15 protein-coding genes are annotated in these 16,076 nt (G+C 73.4%); 8 read left to right on the top strand and 7 right to left on the bottom strand.

What is annotated here, in order from left to right:
• Positions 1-105: 105 nt before the first annotated feature.
• Positions 106-846, top strand: a complete 741-nt coding sequence (locus ACFRU2_RS33840; RefSeq protein ID WP_382979660.1) for a chaplin — start codon at positions 106-108, stop codon at positions 844-846.
• Here ACFRU2_RS33840 and ACFRU2_RS33835 read toward each other — a convergent pair.
• On the bottom strand, positions 839-1,522 hold the full coding sequence (locus ACFRU2_RS33835; RefSeq protein ID WP_382979658.1) for a DUF2293 domain-containing protein: 684 nt from the start codon (positions 1,520-1,522) through the stop codon (positions 839-841). The two genes, ACFRU2_RS33840 and ACFRU2_RS33835, sit on opposite strands and share 8 nt — an antisense overlap.
• 140 nt (positions 1,523-1,662) lie before the next feature.
• Here ACFRU2_RS33835 and ACFRU2_RS33830 point away from each other — a divergent pair, with 140 nt between their 5' ends.
• On the top strand, positions 1,663-2,052 hold the full coding sequence (locus ACFRU2_RS33830; protein WP_382979656.1) for a cupin domain-containing protein: 390 nt from the start codon (positions 1,663-1,665) through the stop codon (positions 2,050-2,052).
• Positions 2,053-2,140: 88 nt separating this feature from the next.
• On the opposite strand, the gene ACFRU2_RS33825 is transcribed toward ACFRU2_RS33830, so the two are convergent.
• Entirely contained in the window at positions 2,141-3,586 is a 1,446-nt protein-coding gene (locus ACFRU2_RS33825; protein WP_382979654.1) for a WGR domain-containing protein, read from the bottom strand.
• Between the two features lie 92 nt (positions 3,587-3,678).
• Here ACFRU2_RS33825 and ACFRU2_RS33820 point away from each other — a divergent pair, with 92 nt between their 5' ends.
• The gene (locus ACFRU2_RS33820; RefSeq protein ID WP_382979652.1) at positions 3,679-4,380 is read left to right on the top strand and encodes a uridine kinase; all 702 of its coding nucleotides are present in this window, start codon (positions 3,679-3,681) and stop codon (positions 4,378-4,380) included.
• Between the two features lie 188 nt (positions 4,381-4,568).
• Positions 4,569-5,204, top strand: coding sequence for a hypothetical protein (locus ACFRU2_RS33815; RefSeq protein WP_382979650.1), 636 nt, complete (start codon positions 4,569-4,571; stop codon positions 5,202-5,204).
• A gap of 20 nt (positions 5,205-5,224) precedes the next feature.
• Here ACFRU2_RS33815 and ACFRU2_RS33810 read toward each other — a convergent pair whose 3' ends face one another.
• Together ACFRU2_RS33810 and ACFRU2_RS33805 are read right to left on the bottom strand one after the other, a co-directional pair.
• Complete coding sequence (locus ACFRU2_RS33810) at positions 5,225-6,193, bottom strand: carbohydrate kinase family protein (protein WP_382979648.1); 969 nt, start codon at positions 6,191-6,193, stop codon at positions 5,225-5,227.
• Positions 6,190-7,134: a pseudouridine-5'-phosphate glycosidase gene (locus ACFRU2_RS33805; RefSeq protein ID WP_382979646.1), complete on the bottom strand. Its 945-nt coding sequence runs from the start codon at positions 7,132-7,134 to the stop codon at positions 6,190-6,192. Before ACFRU2_RS33805 ends, ACFRU2_RS33810 begins: the two co-directional genes overlap by 4 nt.
• Before the next feature lie 414 nt (positions 7,135-7,548).
• Here ACFRU2_RS33805 and ACFRU2_RS33800 point away from each other — a divergent pair, with 414 nt between their 5' ends.
• Positions 7,549-7,920 (top strand): cupin domain-containing protein, encoded by a 372-nt coding sequence (locus ACFRU2_RS33800; RefSeq protein WP_382979643.1) that lies wholly within the window; start codon positions 7,549-7,551, stop codon positions 7,918-7,920.
• On the opposite strand, the gene ACFRU2_RS33795 is transcribed toward ACFRU2_RS33800, so the two are convergent.
• The 3 genes from ACFRU2_RS33795 to ACFRU2_RS33785 form a co-directional block, all read right to left on the bottom strand.
• Complete coding sequence (locus tag ACFRU2_RS33795; protein WP_382979640.1) at positions 7,914-9,221, bottom strand: MFS transporter; 1,308 nt, start codon at positions 9,219-9,221, stop codon at positions 7,914-7,916. The two genes, ACFRU2_RS33800 and ACFRU2_RS33795, sit on opposite strands and share 7 nt — an antisense overlap.
• A 139-nt stretch (positions 9,222-9,360) precedes the next feature.
• Complete coding sequence (locus tag ACFRU2_RS33790) at positions 9,361-9,921, bottom strand: methylated-DNA--[protein]-cysteine S-methyltransferase (protein ID WP_382979638.1); 561 nt, start codon at positions 9,919-9,921, stop codon at positions 9,361-9,363.
• Positions 9,922-9,997: 76 nt separating this feature from the next.
• Positions 9,998-10,882, bottom strand: a complete 885-nt coding sequence (locus tag ACFRU2_RS33785) for a glycerophosphodiester phosphodiesterase (protein ID WP_382979636.1) — start codon at positions 10,880-10,882, stop codon at positions 9,998-10,000.
• Between the two features lie 243 nt (positions 10,883-11,125).
• On the opposite strand from ACFRU2_RS33785, the gene uvrB reads away from it, so the two are divergent.
• From uvrB to ACFRU2_RS33770, 3 genes are all read left to right on the top strand, one after another.
• Positions 11,126-13,276 carry an excinuclease ABC subunit UvrB gene (gene uvrB, locus ACFRU2_RS33780; protein ID WP_382979634.1) on the top strand — a complete coding sequence of 717 codons (2,151 nt, stop codon included), beginning with the start codon at positions 11,126-11,128 and terminating at the stop codon, positions 13,274-13,276.
• An 86-nt stretch (positions 13,277-13,362) separates the two neighbouring features.
• Positions 13,363-13,941 carry a TerD family protein gene (locus ACFRU2_RS33775; protein WP_274552476.1) on the top strand — a complete coding sequence of 193 codons (579 nt, stop codon included), beginning with the start codon at positions 13,363-13,365 and terminating at the stop codon, positions 13,939-13,941.
• A 119-nt stretch (positions 13,942-14,060) separates the two neighbouring features.
• On the top strand, positions 14,061-16,016 hold the full coding sequence (locus ACFRU2_RS33770) for a TerD family protein (protein WP_382979632.1): 1,956 nt from the start codon (positions 14,061-14,063) through the stop codon (positions 16,014-16,016).
• Positions 16,017-16,076: the final 60 nt, after the last annotated feature.

The raw sequence follows: 16,076 nt of genomic DNA, 5'->3' as shown, positions 1-16,076 counted from the left end.
CGATGGAGTGAAATGCCTACCGGCGCTATAACCCGAATGGGGTTACGGCGTTGTTTCCGGTACGGGTGCACAGCCCGTGGACCCTTCCGGAAGGCAGGAAATCTGATGCGTCACAGTCGTCGGAATGGCTTGATCGCGGCGGTGGTTGCGGGGGGTGGACTCGCGGTCGCGGGTGCGGGTGGCTTCGCCTACGCCGACGCGGAGGCGGGCGGACAGGCCGTTCGCTCGCCGGGGGTGCTGTCGGGCAATCTGCTGCAACTGCCGGTGCACACCCCGGTGAACGTGTGCGGGAACACCGTGAGCGTGGTCGGCGTGCTCAACTCGGCCGCCGGGAACCGCTGCGTCAACGCGGACCGGGGCGCCGGGAAGCAGGGCGAGCCGGGTCATCACGGGCCGAGGCCGTCCGACCCCTCGCACCCCTCGAAACCCAGCGCCGGAAACGGTGCGGGGAACGGTGGTCAGAGCGGGCACGCCGGGCCCGGACGGGGTGCGGTGGCCGAGGGGCGCGGAAAGGATTCTCCGGGGCTGCTGTCCGGCAACGGGCTCCAGCTCCCCGTGGAGGTACCGGTCAACATCAGCGGCAACTCGGTGAGCGTCGTCGGCGTCGGCAACTCCTCCGTGGGCAACACCTCCGTCAACGGCTCGACCCCGGTCGTCGGCAAGCCCGTCCAGCCGCCGGTCCAGCCGCCCGTCACCGTACGGCCGGTCGCACCGCCCGCCCCGCCCCGCAGCCACCCCTCGGCGCTCGCCCACACCGGGGCCGAGGGCGCCGGATACCTGCTGTCCGGCGGCGGCGCCATGCTGCTCGGCGGAGTGCTGCTCTACCGCCGGTTCCGGCTCAACTAGCCCGCGCGGGCGGGTCGGAGGCGTCGGAGGCCGCCCGCCAGCCGTCCAGGATCGCGTCGATCCGGGGCGCCAGCCGGGCCCGGGCCGCGAACCGGGGCACGCCCCCCATCAGCAGGGAGTCGTACTCGGTGTCGAGGTGCCGTACGGCCGCCCGTACCGCCGCGTACACGGCCGGCGGGTCGAGGGCCCGGCCCGCCGCGCTGCGACCCACCCGGCCACTGCCGCGCACCGAGGCGTGCGCGGCGATGGCCCGGGCCCGGTCGGAGGGGCACCCGGGGAACAGGCGCAGGATCTCGGCGGCGAAGGCCGCCGTGAACCGGGTGTCCTCGGCCGCCCGGCGCAGCCGGTCGCGCTCCCGGCGGCGGGCCCGCGCCTCGGCGTCCGCGAGGCAGGCACGCTCGGCCCGGGCCAGGGCGGCGTCCTCGACGAGGATTCCCATGCGCTCGTAGCGGCGGCGGCGCCGGTGGAAACGGACCACGACGGCGGACAGCGAACTGGCTTCGTGGGCTCGGCGGGTGAGGGCGGTGTCGCCGCGCGGCAGGTAGACGAGGTGTCCGAGATCGGCGCAGTCCAGGCAGCGGGGCACGCCGGTCTCGCGGACGAGGCGGCGCAGCGGTCCCTGCCTGCACTCCGCGCAGTGAATCTGCTTCGTCGACTCGAAAACGACCAGGCTCATGCCGAAGTGATACCGCCGTTCAGGCCTTATATCACCTTGTACGTATGGATACTTGCGGTTTCACAGAGCCTTCCCCGACCTCATGGTGTCCTCCTACCGTGAGTCGAGTGGGCCGCGTCCGGTCCATCGAGGAGGGAAACATGGCTGGACGGCAGGCGACGGTCGGGCGCCCGAGGACTGCGGGCCGCCGCCCGAAAGCGGAGGTGGCCTCCGACCTCGTGGTGAGAGAGGTCGAGATAGAGCCCGGCGGCTGCACCGGCTGGCACTACCACCGCGTGCCGCTGATAGCGGTGGTCAAGTCCGGCACCCTGACCCGGATCCTGAGCGACGGCACGGTCGAGGTGCACCACACCGGCACCAGCTTCGTCGAACCCGCCGGGCGGCGCCACGTCCACCTCGGCCGCAACTTCGGCACCGAGCGGGTCGTGCTCTGCGTGACCGCCGCCCTCGGCGAGGGCGACCCCTTCGCGCTCCCCGCGCAGGCCCCGCCCGGGACCACGCCCTGCGCGTGCCCCACGCGGACGCGATGAGGCCGATGCGGTGACCCCGCCCCCGCCCCTGCCGTGAGCGGTGGCCCCCCGTGAGCGGTGGCCCCGCCCCCGTGAACCGGGCCATTGCTCAGACGAGACGGCGGATCTCCCCGCGCACGCGGTAGAAGCCTCCGGCCGCCGGGTGCAGGCCGTCCACCACGTACCTGGCGCCGGGCTCCCGTATCCCGCGCGGGAACTGCACGTTCCAGGAGGGCTCGAACCCGCCCGACACCACCTGTACGCGCATCCGCTGGCCCTGCTGCACGCACTCCACGACCACGCCGCCCGCGGGCACCGAGGCCACCGACACCGTCGCCACCGCGGCGGGCGTGGCCGCCGGGGTGAAGACGGGCAGGGCGGCCGCCGACTTCACGTCCACGGCCGTCGGCACCGACCCCTCCCGGGCGGCCGCGATCGCGGCCTCGCTCGCATCCACGCAGACCAGCGAACCGTCCGTGGTCACCAAGTACAGCCGCTCGTCCAGATACTGCATGGACAGCGCGGCCCCGCTGCCGGTGCCCAGCTTCCACAGCCGCCGCCCGTCGGCGTCGAAGCAGTACACGGACGAGGCGAGGTCGCCGGCGAAGACGTGCCGGCCGTCCGGCGAGGTCGCGCACGAGTAGACCGCGGCGTCGCACCGGTAGGTGGCCTCCAGTGCGCCCGTCGCCTTCGACAGCCGCTGCACGGTGTTGCGGCCGGTTCCCGCGTACACCGCGTGGTCCTCCTGCCAGCCGAACAGCACCGACCCGTCGGTCTGCGTGTGCCACAACTCCCGCCCGCCGTCGGGGGCGTAGGCCGTGACCCCCTTGCCGTGGCCGTGGTAGACCGCCCGCTCGTCCGCACGCACCATCCACGCGTTCGCCCCGGCCGAGCGCCGCGACCACTGGAACTCGTCCTCGTGGTCGATGACCGTCAGCCCGCCGTTGCGGTCGGACACGTTCAGCACGCCCTCGCGGATGTCCAGCCAGAAGATGTCCACGTCGGCCGCGATGTCGTACGCCCCGAACGGCACCTTCGAGGACAGGTCGTACACCGTGCCGTCGTCACAGCCCGCGTAGATCCAGAACTCGTCCGCCACCAGGCACTTCACCCCGTCCGGCAGCGAGTACCGGGCGAGCACCTCACCCTCGTGGCTCACCGTGTAGACGTCTCCGGCCTGGTTCCCGACCCAGCAGCGGTCCTCGTCCACGTGGATCCCGAAGGCGGAGGACCCCGTACGGAACCGCCACAGCACCGGGGCCACCGCGCGTGCGGTGGAGGGGGTCGAGGTCACCTGGCGGCGCGTCACCGACCGGGCCGCGCGGACTCCCCGCACCGCGGGGGCGTAGCCCTTGCGGACCTTCTCCCCGACCTTCTTGGCGGCGGCGGCCCGCGCCTTCTCGATGGTGGGGAAGGAGGAGCTCTGCAGCTGGCCGTCCGCGCCGATGCGGCCGTACCGCACCGAGACGGAGGTCCCGTCGACGGTGACCTCGTAGAACTTGTGGGCACCGCCGTCCTCCTGGGACAGCTCCAGATACGTCGTCTCCCGAGCCATGACAGACCCCTCCCCAAGGCCGGGCCGCCGGCCCCCTGTGCGCCGGTGATCCCTCCTGAAAAACGTTAGGTGTCACCACTGACAATGGGCTGGTGCAGCTGGAAGCGATCACATGGCAGCGGATGGCCGAGCGGCTCGCCGGTCACCTCGACGACGACGACGAGCAGGGCAGCGGCGAGAGCGGAGGCGGAGGCACCGGCGAGGACGGGGGCGGCCCCGAGGGCCGATGGCGGCGGGTGGGCATCGACGGGGCGCCCGCCGCCCGCACCGGCGTGCTCGCCGCGGAGCTCGCCGACGCGCTGCGCCTGCGCGGGCGTTCGGTCCTGGTGGTGGCGGCCGAGGGCTTCCTGCGCCCGGCCTCCCTCCGCTTCGAGTTCGGCCGCGAGGACGTGGACTCCTACCTCGACGGCTGGTACGACACGGCCGCGCTCTGGCGGGAGGTCTTCGGCCCGACCGACCCCGGCGGCACCGGCCGGGTGCTGCCCGACCTCTGGGACCCGGTCACCGACCGGGCGACCCGCAGCCCCTACGCCGAACTCCCGCCCGGCGGCGTGCTGATCGTGCACGGCCCGCTGCTGCTGGGCCACTGGTTCCCCTTCGACCTCAGCGTCCACATCGGGCTCTCCCCGGGCGCACTCGCCCGCCGCACCGAGGAGGCCGCCCGCTGGACCCTCCCCGCCTTCGCGCGCTACGAGGCCGAGACCGGCCCGGCGGACCGGGCCGACGCCCTGGTCCGGGCCGACGATCCGCGCCATCCGGCCTGGACGGGCCTGCGCGGAGGAGGTTCCGGCTGACCCGGCGGGCCGCCGCGGCTGCGGCTGCATACCCCTTCCCCGTCACGGAGGTCCGGGAACGGCAACAGGGGGATTCCGGCACGGTGACGATCGGTTCCGGCCATCGCTCCGGCCGGAACCCCGCGCTACGTTGACGGCACGCTTCGACGGCGGCCACCCCGGTGGCGCCTTGGCAGAGGGAGAAGGCGATGCGGTCAATGCACGGACACGGCAAGGTGGTTCGGGGCGCGAGACGGGTGCGCACGCAGGCGGCGCTCGCCGCGCTGGCCCTGTGCGGGACCCTGGCCCTCACGGCCTGCAACGGCGACGAGGAGACCGGCGCGCCGGGAACCCCCGCGAGCCCCGCCACCAGTGCGGCGGCCACGGGCGCCGCCTCGCCGTCGGCCTCCTCGGCCCCGTCGAAGAAGCCGACTCCCGCCACCCCTTCGACCGTCACCCCGGCGGGTACGAAGAAGGCGCCGACGCCCGGTTCCACCTGCGACCACAAGATGCCGATCTCGCCCGACGAGATCGCCGTCAACCGCTACACCCCCGAAGGCGGGGTCCACAGCCTGATCATCAAGCACGGAAACTGGGGCTGCGCCGCCCCCGGCGCGGACTCCGCCCCCTTCGAGACCACCGGCAAGGAAACCTTCCTCAACATCGCCGAGGACGCCAAGATCACGGCCGTCACCCCCATCGTCGCGAGCACCGTGAGCCAGCCGATCACCCTCCAGCAGCTCATCGACTGGCTGATCGCCCACCCGAACCAGGGCCGCGTCTTCCGCTACCACCTGGACGGCACGGGCGTCATCGACTCCCTCGACCAGCAGTACACCTCCTGACCCCTCGTCCCGAGGCCGCTCTACGGCCGCCCGCCCAGCCGGGCCACCGCCAGCGCGGCCGCCCGGCATCCGGCCCCCGCGGCCCACGCCGGGCCCGCGCCCGCCAGCCGGGCCGCGAGGAAGGCGCCGGTGAAGGCGTCACCGGCGCCCGTGGAATCCACCGCCTCGGCGCTCTCCGCCGCGACCTCGGCCGTCACCCGGCCGTCCTCGGCGATGAGCGCTCCGGCCCCGCCCCGGGTGACCACCACCAACGGCACCCGCCGGCTCAGCTCCGCCGCCGCCCGCGCGACCGCGGCCGCCAGCTCCGGCGGTCCGGCCGCCCCTGTAGGCCCGGTCGCTCCCGTCGGTCCCGGTGCCCCCGCGAGCAGCAGCGCCTCGTCCGCGTTCGGCAGCAGTACGCCGGCCCCCGCCGCGGCGGCCAGGAAGCGCTGCGGACCCAGCGCGGCCAGGAACCCCGCCGACGCCGGATCCACGCTCACCGTCACGTTCCGGGCGAGGGCGGCCCGTAGCGCGACCAGGGCCAGTTCCCGGCTCGCGTCCGCGAAGAACAGGTAGCCCGACAGGTGGAGATGGGCGACCCCGTCCAGGAGTCCGGACTCCCAGTCGGCGGGGGAGAGCCGCAGCGAGGCACCGCTGTCGGTCAGGAAGGTCCGCTCCGCGTCCGCTCCGACCAGCGCGACCACCGTCCCGGTCGGCTCGGCGGGATCCACCACCAGCCTCGGCCGCACCCCCGCGTCGAGCAGGGCCCGCTCGTGCCACCCGGCCGAGTCGGCGCCGACCCGCGCGAGGAGGCGTACCTCCGGAGCCCCCGCGTGGGCGGCCCAGCAGGCCGCGTTGGCGCCGGCGCCGCCCGGCAGGGTCCGGATCCGGGCCGGGGTGTCGGTGCCCGGAGCCAGTGGTTCCGCATGGACCGCCACGACGTCCGTCACCACGTCCCCGACGACCAGCAGCGCCCCCGGCCCGGCGGGAGCGGCCGGTGCGGCGGTCACGGCCGCGCCGCCCGGGCCCGCGCGATCCGGGCCCCGAGCCGCACGTTGCCCCGTACCGCCGCGAGGTTGGCCTCCAGGGAGGCGCCGCCCGTCGCGCGCACCAGGAACCCCAGCAGGAACGGTGTCACCGCCTGTCCCGTGATGCCCCGCTCCCGGCACTCCGCCAGGGCCTCGGCCAGGACCCGGTCGTGCAGCTCCGGATCGAGCTGCCGCTCCGCCGCCACCGGGTTCGCCACGAGCAGCGCCGACTCCGCGCCGCCGAGCAGGTCCTGAGCGGCCATCACGGCCGCCACCTCCTCCGGGCGGTGCACCGTCCAGTCCACCGGCTCGCCGGAATCGGCCAGGTAGAACCCGGGGAAACGATCCGTCCCGTACCCGAGGACCGTCACCCCCAGCGTCTCCAGCCGCTGGAGCGTCGCGGGCACGTCCAGGATCGACTTCACCCCCGCGCACACCACGGTGATCCGGGTCCGCGCCAGCAGCGCGAGGTCGGCCGACTCGTCCTGCGACCGGGTCCAGTCCCGGTGTACGCCGCCCAGCCCGCCGGTGGCGAAGACCCGCAGCCCCGCCCGCGCGGCGAGGAAGGCCGTGGCCGAGACCGTCGTCGCGCCGGTCGCCCCCGTGGCGAGGGCCGGGGCCAGATCCCGGTGGCCGAGCTTGCGCACGCCCTCGCCGCCCGCGATCCGCTCCAGCCGGGCCTTGTCCAGGCCGGCGTACGCCACTCCGTCGACGACCGCGATGGTCGCCGGGACGGCTCCCTCCGCGCGGACCAGCTCCTCCAGTTCCAGACCCACCGCCAGATTGCGGGGGCGGGGCAGGCCGTGGGCGAGGATCGTGGACTCCAGTGCCACGACGGGGTGCCCGCGGTCGAGGGCCTCGCGCACCTCCTCCGACAGGACGGGGACCGGGGCGGTGCGTGCAGTTGCTGTGTGCTGTGACATGTCCCCATCCCTGGCGCGCGCCCAGGGCCCCCAAACACGCGGCCCCGCCCGTAGGCGTGCTGCCCTGCGGGGCGGAGTTCCCCTACCCGCCCTTCCACCGTTCCCCGGGCGCTGCCCGGACCCGGTCCTCAAACGCCGGACGGGCTGGAAATGCCGCTGCGCGGCATCATCCAGCCTCGCCGGCGTTTGAGGCGCGGGGTCTGGGGCGGAGCCCCAGGGGGTCCGGGGCACAGCCCCGGGGAACGGGCGAAGGGCGGGTAGGGGACTTCGCCCCGCAGGGCCGCGCCGCCCGCACCCGCCCACTGACGCCCGGACCGGGACGGTGCCGCTCGACAGGGTGACGGGTCGGGTGGACGCGCGCTGGACGCTCTGGTCGCCGCGGCGCGCCGGGCGTGCCGATTAGGCTCCCGGAGCATGAGCACAAGTGATCACGCCCCCGCTTCCTTCGCCGTCTCCGTCCCGGACTTTCCCGATTCCGAGCTGGAGCCGGACGAGCTCGACCCGGCGCAGATCGTCTCCGGGAACCCCGTGGTGACGGGCAAGGTGCTGTGGGAGGCGCCGGACGGCTCGCAGGTGCGCGGGATCTGGCAGATCACCCCGGGCGTGGTCACCGACACCGAGGCGAACGAGCTGTTCGTGGTGGTGAGCGGCCGCGCCACCGTCGAGGTGGAGGGCGGCGAGACCCTGGAGGTCGGCCCGGGCTCCGCCTGTGTCCTTCGGGAGGGTGACAAGACCACCTGGACCGTCCACGAGACGCTCCGCAAGGCCTACCACATCAGCTACTGAGCGGTGCCCGTCCCGGTGTCCGCAGCCTTCACCGGGCTGCGGCGCGAGGTGAACAGCGCGAGCGCCGCCATCGGCAGCAGCAGGGCGGCGGCGGCCGCGTTGAGCCAGCCGTAGCCCGCCTGGGACATGACCAGCCCGGCGGCGGCGCCGCCGACCCCGGCGGCCGTGTTCATGGTGAGGTCGCCCAGCCCCTGCACGGCGGCCCGCGCGGGCTGCGGCACCGAGTCGGTCAGCAGCGCGGAGCCGGACACCATGCCGGCGGACCAGCCCAGCCCGAGCAGGAAGAGGCCGATGCCGCTCTGGGTGTGGTTCCCGTCGGCGGTGCCGGCGAGCAGCGCGGCGACGGACAGCAGCCCTGCGGCGAGCCCGATCACGGACAGCCGGCCGATCCGGTCCGCGAGCCAGCCCATCACGGGCGAGAAGCCGAACATGCCGGCGATGTGCCCGCTGATGACCAGCCCGATGAGCTGGAGCCCGGCTCCGTGGTGCCCGAGGTCGACCGGGGTCATCACCATGATCGAGACCATGGCGGTGTGTGACACCGCGATGGTGAGCAGCGCGAGCCGGGCCCGGGGGGAGGCCTTGACGGCCGCGAACCCGGCACGCAGCGAACGCCCGGCGCGGGTCTGGTCCTCGGCCGGGGCGAGCGCGCGGGCCGTCAGCAGCGGGTCCGGGCGCAGGAGCACGCCGATCAGCGTGGCGGTGAGCAGGAAGATGGCGCCGGCCCATATGAAGGGCCCCGCCATCGGGGGTATGGAGGTGCCGGCGAAGCTGCGGCTGGCCGGGGCGGAGAGGTTGGGGCCGAGCACGGCGCCGATGGTGGAGGCCCATACGACCACGGAGATCGCCCGTGCCCGGTGGTCGGGCTCGGCGAGGTCGGCGGCGGCGAAGCGGGCCTGGAGGTTGGCGGAGGAGGCGGCTCCGAAGGCGGCCATGCCGAGCATCAGCAGCGGGAAGCTCTTGATCGAGGCGGCGAGGACGACGAGGGCGGCCCCGGCCGCGCCGATCACGTAGGCGAGGACCAGTCCGGGCCGGCGGCCGCGCGCGGTCATCAGCGCGGCGAGCGGCAGGGAGACGGCCGCGGTGCCGATCACGGAGGCGGTCGAGGCGAAGCCGGAGAGCGACTCCGTGCCGCTGACCTCGGTGGCCAGGACCGGGGCCAGGGCGATGCTGATGGGTACGCCGATCCCGCCCAGCATCTGGCCGGCGATCAGCACCCCGGAGGTGCGGCGCCGCAGTCGGGGCAGGTCGGCGGCGGTGACCGTGACGGCGGGCCGGTCGGTGCCGGGCGCGGTGCTCACGCGGTCCACCTCCGACACGGATGCGGAGGGGCTGCGGGCGCGGCGCAAGGTGTGGTCACCGCCGCAGTTTCGCACCCCTCGCAGGGCGGGCGGAACAGTGTTTCCGGGGGCACGGGGAGCATCGGGAGCACGCCACCCCCTAGAACAGCGGCTGGGGGAGTACCCCCTCCAGGGCGAGGAGGCGGCGCTTGGTCTCCACGCCGCCGCCGAAGCCGCCGATGCCCCCGTCGTTCTCCACGACCCGGTGGCAGGCCACCACCAGCGGCAGGGGGTTCGAGCCCATGGCGTTGCCGACGGCCTGGGCCGCGCCCGGGGCCCCTGCCCGGGCGGCCAGCTCGCCGTAGCCCACGACCGCCCCGTAGGGCACGGTGCGGTCCAGTTCCAGCAGGACCTGCCGGTTGAAGCCGGAGCTGAGCCGCCAGTCCAGCGGCAGATCGAAGCGGCGCAGCGTACCGGCGAAGTAGGCGTTCAGCTGGCGTATCGGCTCGGCCAGCAGAACCTCCTCGCCCGGCGGCGGGCGCCGGGCGTCGGCGCCGAGCCGGGAGACGAGCGCGCCGATCATCTTCGCGGCCCGGTCCGGCCCGGCATGGAACTCGACCTTGACCAGGCCCTCGGGGGTGGCGGCGAGGAGCAGCGGACCGATATCGCTGTCGACGACGGTCCATTCGAGGTGCGGCCCGCGGGGCTGAGGAGTGTCCACCCCTTCACGGTACGGCGCCCCGCTGACAGTGCCGACAGTGCCGACAGCACGGACAGCGCCGCACGCGTCGGCCGCGTCAGTAGCCGCCGACCGCTTCCCGTACGACGTCGGGCTTGTCGGTGATGATCCCGTCCACGCCCATGTCCTGGACCTTCAGGGCGGTCGGGGCGTCGTCCACGATCCAGGTGTCCACTTCCAGCGCCTTGCCGTGGGCGCCGAGCAGCTTGTGCACCGCGGCGACCCAGTCCGCGTCGATGGTGGTGTACCAGGGGTTGATCCGGTCGGTGAACTCGGCGTACCGCGGCAGGTCGGCGAGGGCCGGGGTGCCGAGGAAGGCCGTGAACAGGTCGGGGCGCAGCTCGTGCACGGTGCGGACCGAGGCGGCGCTGAAGCTCTGGACCACCAGCCGGCGGGCCACGTGGTTCTCCTCGAGCCAGCCGGTCTCGCCCAGCACGACCAGGGTCTGCTGTTCGATTCCGGGGTAGAGCTCCGGCTTCTTGATCTCCAGGAGCAGGCGCTGCTGGTTGCGCTGGACCCGGTTCATGTACTGCCGCAGGGTCGGTACGCGGGCGCCCGCGAACTCCCGGCCGAACCAGCTGCCCGCGTCCAGCCGGGCGATCTCCGCCGCGGTGAAGTCCTTCACCCGCCAGGGCTTGCGGTCGGGGAACACCTGCTCGACATCGGTCGTCCGGGTCAGGGTGTCGTCGTGGATGACCACGAGCTCCCCGTCCTTGGTGCGCTGGACGTCGTTCTCCACCCAGTCGAAGCCCATCTCCATGGCGAGGTCGATCGCCTCCAGAGTGTTCTCCGGGGCGTACGCCGAAGCCCCCCGGTGGGCGTACACGATCGGGTTGGACAGCCAGTCCGGACCGGGTGCGGCCGAGGCGGATCCCGCACCGCACACGCTCAGGGCGAGTCCCAGGAAGGCGGCGGTGGCCGCGGCGGCGGATCGGACGTACATGCGCGTTCTCCTCGGGTCATGGGCCCTGCTCCTGCCGTCAAACGGGCGCGGAGCGGCATTCGTTGCGGCGGTGCACTGGCGGCGATGCGTTTCCGACGCACTTTCAGGGAGAGCCGCGTACGGCGATCATGGGGTTGACGATCACCGGGCCGCCACCGAACTACGACAAACGGACCAGGCCCGCACGGCTCCGCACGGGGCGGGTGGGTCCCGAGTGTCAGTGGGTGGTCGTACGGTTGACCCATGCGGCCCGTATCGAAGATCGAACGCACGGTGGCGCCTTTCGAGGTCGTCAGCTCCTACCAGCCCAGCGGCGACCAGCCGACGGCCATCGCCGAGCTGGAGAAGCGCATCCGTGCAGGTGAGAAGGATGTCGTGCTGCTCGGCGCGACCGGAACCGGCAAGTCGGCGACGACCGCCTGGATGATCGAGAAGCTCCAGCGGCCCACCTTGGTGATGGCGCCGAACAAGACGCTCGCCGCCCAGCTGGCGAACGAATTCCGCGAGCTCCTGCCGAACAATGCGGTCGAGTACTTCGTCTCGTACTACGACTACTACCAGCCCGAGGCCTACGTACCTCAGTCGGACACCTACATCGAGAAGGACTCCTCCATCAACGAGGAGGTGGAGCGACTGCGTCACTCCGCGACCAATTCCCTCCTCACCCGGCGCGACGTCATCGTCGTCGCCTCCGTGTCCTGCATCTACGGTCTCGGCACCCCGCAGGAGTACGTCGACCGGATGGTCTCCCTCAAGGTCGGCGAGGAGATCGACCGGGACCAGCTCCTGCGCCGCTTCGTCGACATCCAGTACACCCGCAACGACGTGGCCTTCACCCGGGGCACCTTCCGCGTGCGCGGCGACACCATCGAGATCTTCCCGGTCTACGAGGAACTGGCCGTCCGCATCGAGATGTTCGGCGACGAGATCGAGGCCCTGTCCACCCTGCACCCGCTGACCGGCGAGGTGATCAGCGAGGACCGCGAGCTCTACGTCTTCCCCGCCAGCCACTACGTCGCCGGCCCCGAGCGCATGGAGAAGGCGGTCCGCGGCATCGAGGCCGAGCTCGCCGAGCGCCTCGCCGAGCTGGAGAAGCAGGGCAAGATGCTGGAGGCGCAGCGCCTGCGCATGCGCACCACCTACGACCTGGAGATGATGCGCCAGATCGGCTCCTGCTCCGGCATCGAGAACTACTCGCTCCACATGGACGACCGCGAGCGCGGCTCCGCCCCGAACACCCTCATCGACTACTTCCCCGAGGACTTCCTCCTCGTCATCGACGAATCGCACGTCACCGTGCCCCAGATCGGCGCGATGTACGAGGGCGACGCCTCGCGCAAGCGGACCCTGGTCGACCACGGCTTCCGGCTCCCGTCGGCCCTCGACAACCGGCCGCTGAAGTGGGAGGAGTTCCAGGAGCGGATCGGCCAGACCGTCTACCTGTCGGCCACTCCGGGGAAGTACGAGCTCTCGCGCGGCGACGGCTTCGTCGAGCAGATCATCCGCCCGACCGGGCTCATCGACCCGGAGGTCGTGGTCAAGCCCACCGAGGGCCAGATCGACGACCTGGTGCACGAGATCCGGCAGCGGGTGGAGAAGGACGAGCGGGTCCTGGTCACCACCCTCACCAAGAAGATGGCCGAGGACCTCACCGACTACTTCCTGGAGCTCGGCATCCAGGTCCGCTACCTGCACAGCGACGTGGACACCCTGCGCCGCATCGAACTGCTGCGCGAGCTGCGGGCCGGCGAGTACGACGTCCTGGTCGGCATCAACCTGCTCCGCGAGGGCCTCGACCTGCCCGAGGTGTCGCTGGTGGCCATCCTCGACGCCGACAAGCAGGGGTTCCTGCGGTCGGGGACCTCGCTGATCCAGACCATCGGACGCGCGGCGCGCAACGTCTCCGGCCAGGTCCACATGTACGCGGACAGCATCACCCCGGCGATGGCCCAGGCGATCGACGAGACGAACCGGCGCCGCGAGAAGCAGGTCGCCTACAACACCGCCCACGGCATCGACCCGCAGCCGCTGCGCAAGAAGATCAACGACATCGTGGCCACCATCGCCCGCGAGGAGCTCGACACCGAGGAGCTCCTCGGTACCGGCTACCGGCAGACGAAGGACGGCAAGGCCCTCAAGGCGCCCGTCCCGGCGCTGGGCGGCAAGGCGGCGTCGGCCGCGTCGGGCGGCAAGGCCGGGGCGAAGGGCGCCAAGGGTCCCGTCGTGGCGACGGACCGTCCCGCCGCCGAACTGGCCGCGCTCATCGAGCAGATGACCGAGCGGATGCGGGGTGCGGCGGCCGAGCTGCAGTTCGAGGTCGCGGCCCGGATCCGGGACGAGGTCGGCGAGCTGAAGAAGGAGCTGCGACAGATGAAGGAAGCGGGCCTCGCCTGACCCGGAGGCGGTCAGTAGGGTTGGCACAGCCGCAGGTACACGCTGCGCACCCCCATCGGGGGAGGGCTATGGAGAGGGGACAGCGCGTGACGGTCAACATGACCAAGGGTCAGGCCATCAGTCTGCAGAAGGCGGACGGAGGCACGCTGACCGCGGTCCGGATGGGCCTCGGCTGGCAGGCGGCCAAGCGCCGGGGGCTGTTCGGCTCGCGGACCCGGGAGATCGACCTCGACGCGTCGGCGGTGCTCTTCGCCGACAAGCAGCCCGTGGACGTCGTCTTCTTCCGGCACCTGCAGAGCGACGACGGCTCGGTGAAGCACACGGGTGACAACCTCGTCGGCGGCGTCGGCCAGGGCGGGGACGACGAGTCGATCCTCGTCGACCTGCAGCGCGTGCCGGTGCACATCGACCAGATCGTCTTCACGGTGAACTCCTTCACCGGCCAGACGTTCCAGGAGGTGGAGAACGCCTTCTGCCGCATCGTCGACGAGACCAACGGCCAGGAGCTGGCCCGCTACACGCTGGACGGTGGCGGTCAGTACACCGCTCAGATCATGGCGAAGGTGTCGCGCGTCGGCGGCGGCTGGCAGATGACGGCCCTCGGAAACCCGGCCAACGGCCGTACCTTCCAGGACCTGATGCCGGCGATCCTGCCGCACCTGTAAGCAGGACCGGCAGCACGGCACACCAGCACCACGGCACGGCGCAACAGAAGTACGGCACGGCAGGACCGGGCGCGATCGAGGGCCCGGCGGAAGAACGGGTACGGGGGAGGGGCTGCACGATGACGGCCGAACTGGTCCGGGGGCAGAACCACCCCCTGTCCCGGAGCCGGGTGGAGATCAGGGTCTCGGCGGGCACACCCGTGCTCGCCCTGGCCCAGCTCGGCGACGACACGGGCCGGCTCGCCGGCCCCGGGGCGGTCGCCCACCCGGGCGCCCGCACCCTCCCCGGGCTGGAAGTGCCCGGGGCGGCTTCCGGGCAGCACCGCATAGCGGTCGACCTCGACGCGGTCGCACCGGCCGTCCACCGGGTCGGCCTCGTCCTGGTCCTGCCGCCCGGCGGGCCGGGGCACTTCGGCGCGGTCCCCGCCTCCTACGTCTCCGTGGCCGACCCGGAGGGCGCGGAGCTCGCCGGGTACACGCTGACCGGACTGGAGTCGGAGACCGCCGTCGTGGCCCTGGAGCTGTACCGGCGCCAGGGCGCCTGGAAGGTGCGCGCCGTCGGCCAGGGGTACGCCGCCGGCCTCGGCGCGCTCCTGGCCGACGCCGGGCTGCCCGCGCCGGCCGCGGCCGAACTGGCCGCCGCCGCCCTGGGCACGGCGCCGGCCGGGGACATCACCCTGGCCGTCATGCCCGGCGGTCCGGCCCCGACCGTTCCGCGCGGGCTCCGGGCCCCGGCCACGGCCCAGACACCGACCCCGGCGCCGCAGGACGTTCCGGCCGCGCCGACGCCCACACCCCCGCCGATGCCCCCGCCACCGCAAGCGGGACCTGACACCGCCGGCGGTCCGCCCACCATCAGCTACGCCCACCCGCGCCGCCGCACCAGCACCGAGCCGCCCGAGCCCGCGCCGCGCCCCGCCGCGCCGCCGCGGCCCGGGGAGCAGCCCCGCCCCGTCGCCGGGGACGCGAGCGGCTGGTCCATGGAGGAGCGGCTCTACAACCAGGTCTGGGGCATGTTCGAGGACCTGGCCCGCTCCGTCGCCGCCTACCGCGGCGCCGTCGAGTTCGCCGACTCCCGGATGGACCGCGAGCTCGACGAGGCGCTGTCCGACCCCCGCCACCGCCTCGGCGGCTCCGGAAACGCCGACCGCGACGCCGCCCGGGACCGCCGCGAGGAGCTGGTCGCGCGGGCGCAGGAGGTCCTCGACCGGGACCTGGTCCAGCTCACCTCCGAGTCCGAGGTGGTCGAGCCCGCGCTGCCCGCCGCGTACGCGCGCTGGGACAACCCGGTCTGGCACGCGCACTCCGTGCCCGCCGAGGCCCCGCTCGCCCTGCGCCTGGGCGACCTCCACCTGCCCGAGCGGCCCGGTCTGCGCATCCCCATGCTGGTCCGGGTCCCGCTGGAACGCGGCCTGTGGATCGACAACGGCCGCACCGGTTCCGAGGCAGCCATGGCGATGGACACCGACCGGCTACGCCGGGCCGCCATGGACATGGCCGTCGCGCACGCGGCGCGGATGCTGGCCGCCCACCCCGCCGACCGGTTCGCCGTCCACGTCATCGACGCGGCCGGAGCCGGAGCCGCCTCGCTGGCCCCGCTGGTGCGGGCCGGAGTGCTGGCCGGGGCGCCCGCCGCCGGGGCCGTGGCGGTCACCGAGACCCTGGAGCGGCTGACCCGCCGGGTGGACCTCGTACAGATGGCCGTGCGGGCCGGGGCTCCGGAGGACCTGCCGCCCGATGTAGACACCTCCGACCAGCTGCTGATCGTGCACGACTTCCCGCACGGCTTCGACGACCGCGCCGTCACCCGTTTGCGCTACCTCGCCGACGAGGGCCCGGCCGTCGGCGTGCACCTCCTGATGGTCGCGGACCGTGACGAGGCCTCGGCCTACGGGCCGCTCCTGGACCCGCTGTGGCGCTCGCTGATGCGGCTGTCGCCCGTACCGGACAACCACCTCGCCGACCCCTGGGTCCACCACGCCTGGATCTTCGAGCCGGACCTGCCCCCGCAGGGCAGCCGGGTCCTTGACCAGGCACTGGAGCGGGTCGCGGCGGCCCGCGGCCGCGCGCGGTAGTGGCGGCCGGGCGGTCCGCCGCCCGGCGCCGATGACCGGCTACTGACCAGTTCTTGGGTT

It is taken from the genome of Streptomyces sp. NPDC056883 (genome assembly GCF_042788835.1).
Lineage (GTDB): Bacteria > Actinomycetota > Actinomycetes > Streptomycetales > Streptomycetaceae > Streptomyces > Streptomyces stoeckheimensis.
This window is presented reverse-complemented; position numbering and strand designations above follow the sequence as displayed.

Bases quoted from the DNA above. Each gene is read 5' to 3' on its own strand.
- ACFRU2_RS33840 (WP_382979660.1), top strand. From the start codon at position 106: ATGCGTCACAGTCGTCGGAATGGCTTGATCGCGGCGGTGGTTGCGGGG.
- ACFRU2_RS33835 (WP_382979658.1), bottom strand. From the start codon at position 1,522: ATGAGCCTGGTCGTTTTCGAGTCGACGAAGCAGATTCACTGCGCGGAG.
- ACFRU2_RS33830 (WP_382979656.1), top strand. From the start codon at position 1,663: ATGGCTGGACGGCAGGCGACGGTCGGGCGCCCGAGGACTGCGGGCCGC.
- ACFRU2_RS33825 (WP_382979654.1), bottom strand. From the start codon at position 3,586: ATGGCTCGGGAGACGACGTATCTGGAGCTGTCCCAGGAGGACGGCGGT.
- ACFRU2_RS33815 (WP_382979650.1), top strand. From the start codon at position 4,569: ATGCGGTCAATGCACGGACACGGCAAGGTGGTTCGGGGCGCGAGACGG.
- ACFRU2_RS33805 (WP_382979646.1), bottom strand. From the start codon at position 7,134: ATGTCACAGCACACAGCAACTGCACGCACCGCCCCGGTCCCCGTCCTG.
- ACFRU2_RS33800 (WP_382979643.1), top strand. From the start codon at position 7,549: ATGAGCACAAGTGATCACGCCCCCGCTTCCTTCGCCGTCTCCGTCCCG.
- ACFRU2_RS33785 (WP_382979636.1), bottom strand. From the start codon at position 10,882: ATGTACGTCCGATCCGCCGCCGCGGCCACCGCCGCCTTCCTGGGACTC.
- uvrB (WP_382979634.1), top strand. From the start codon at position 11,126: ATGCGGCCCGTATCGAAGATCGAACGCACGGTGGCGCCTTTCGAGGTC.
- ACFRU2_RS33770 (WP_382979632.1), top strand. From the start codon at position 14,061: ATGACGGCCGAACTGGTCCGGGGGCAGAACCACCCCCTGTCCCGGAGC.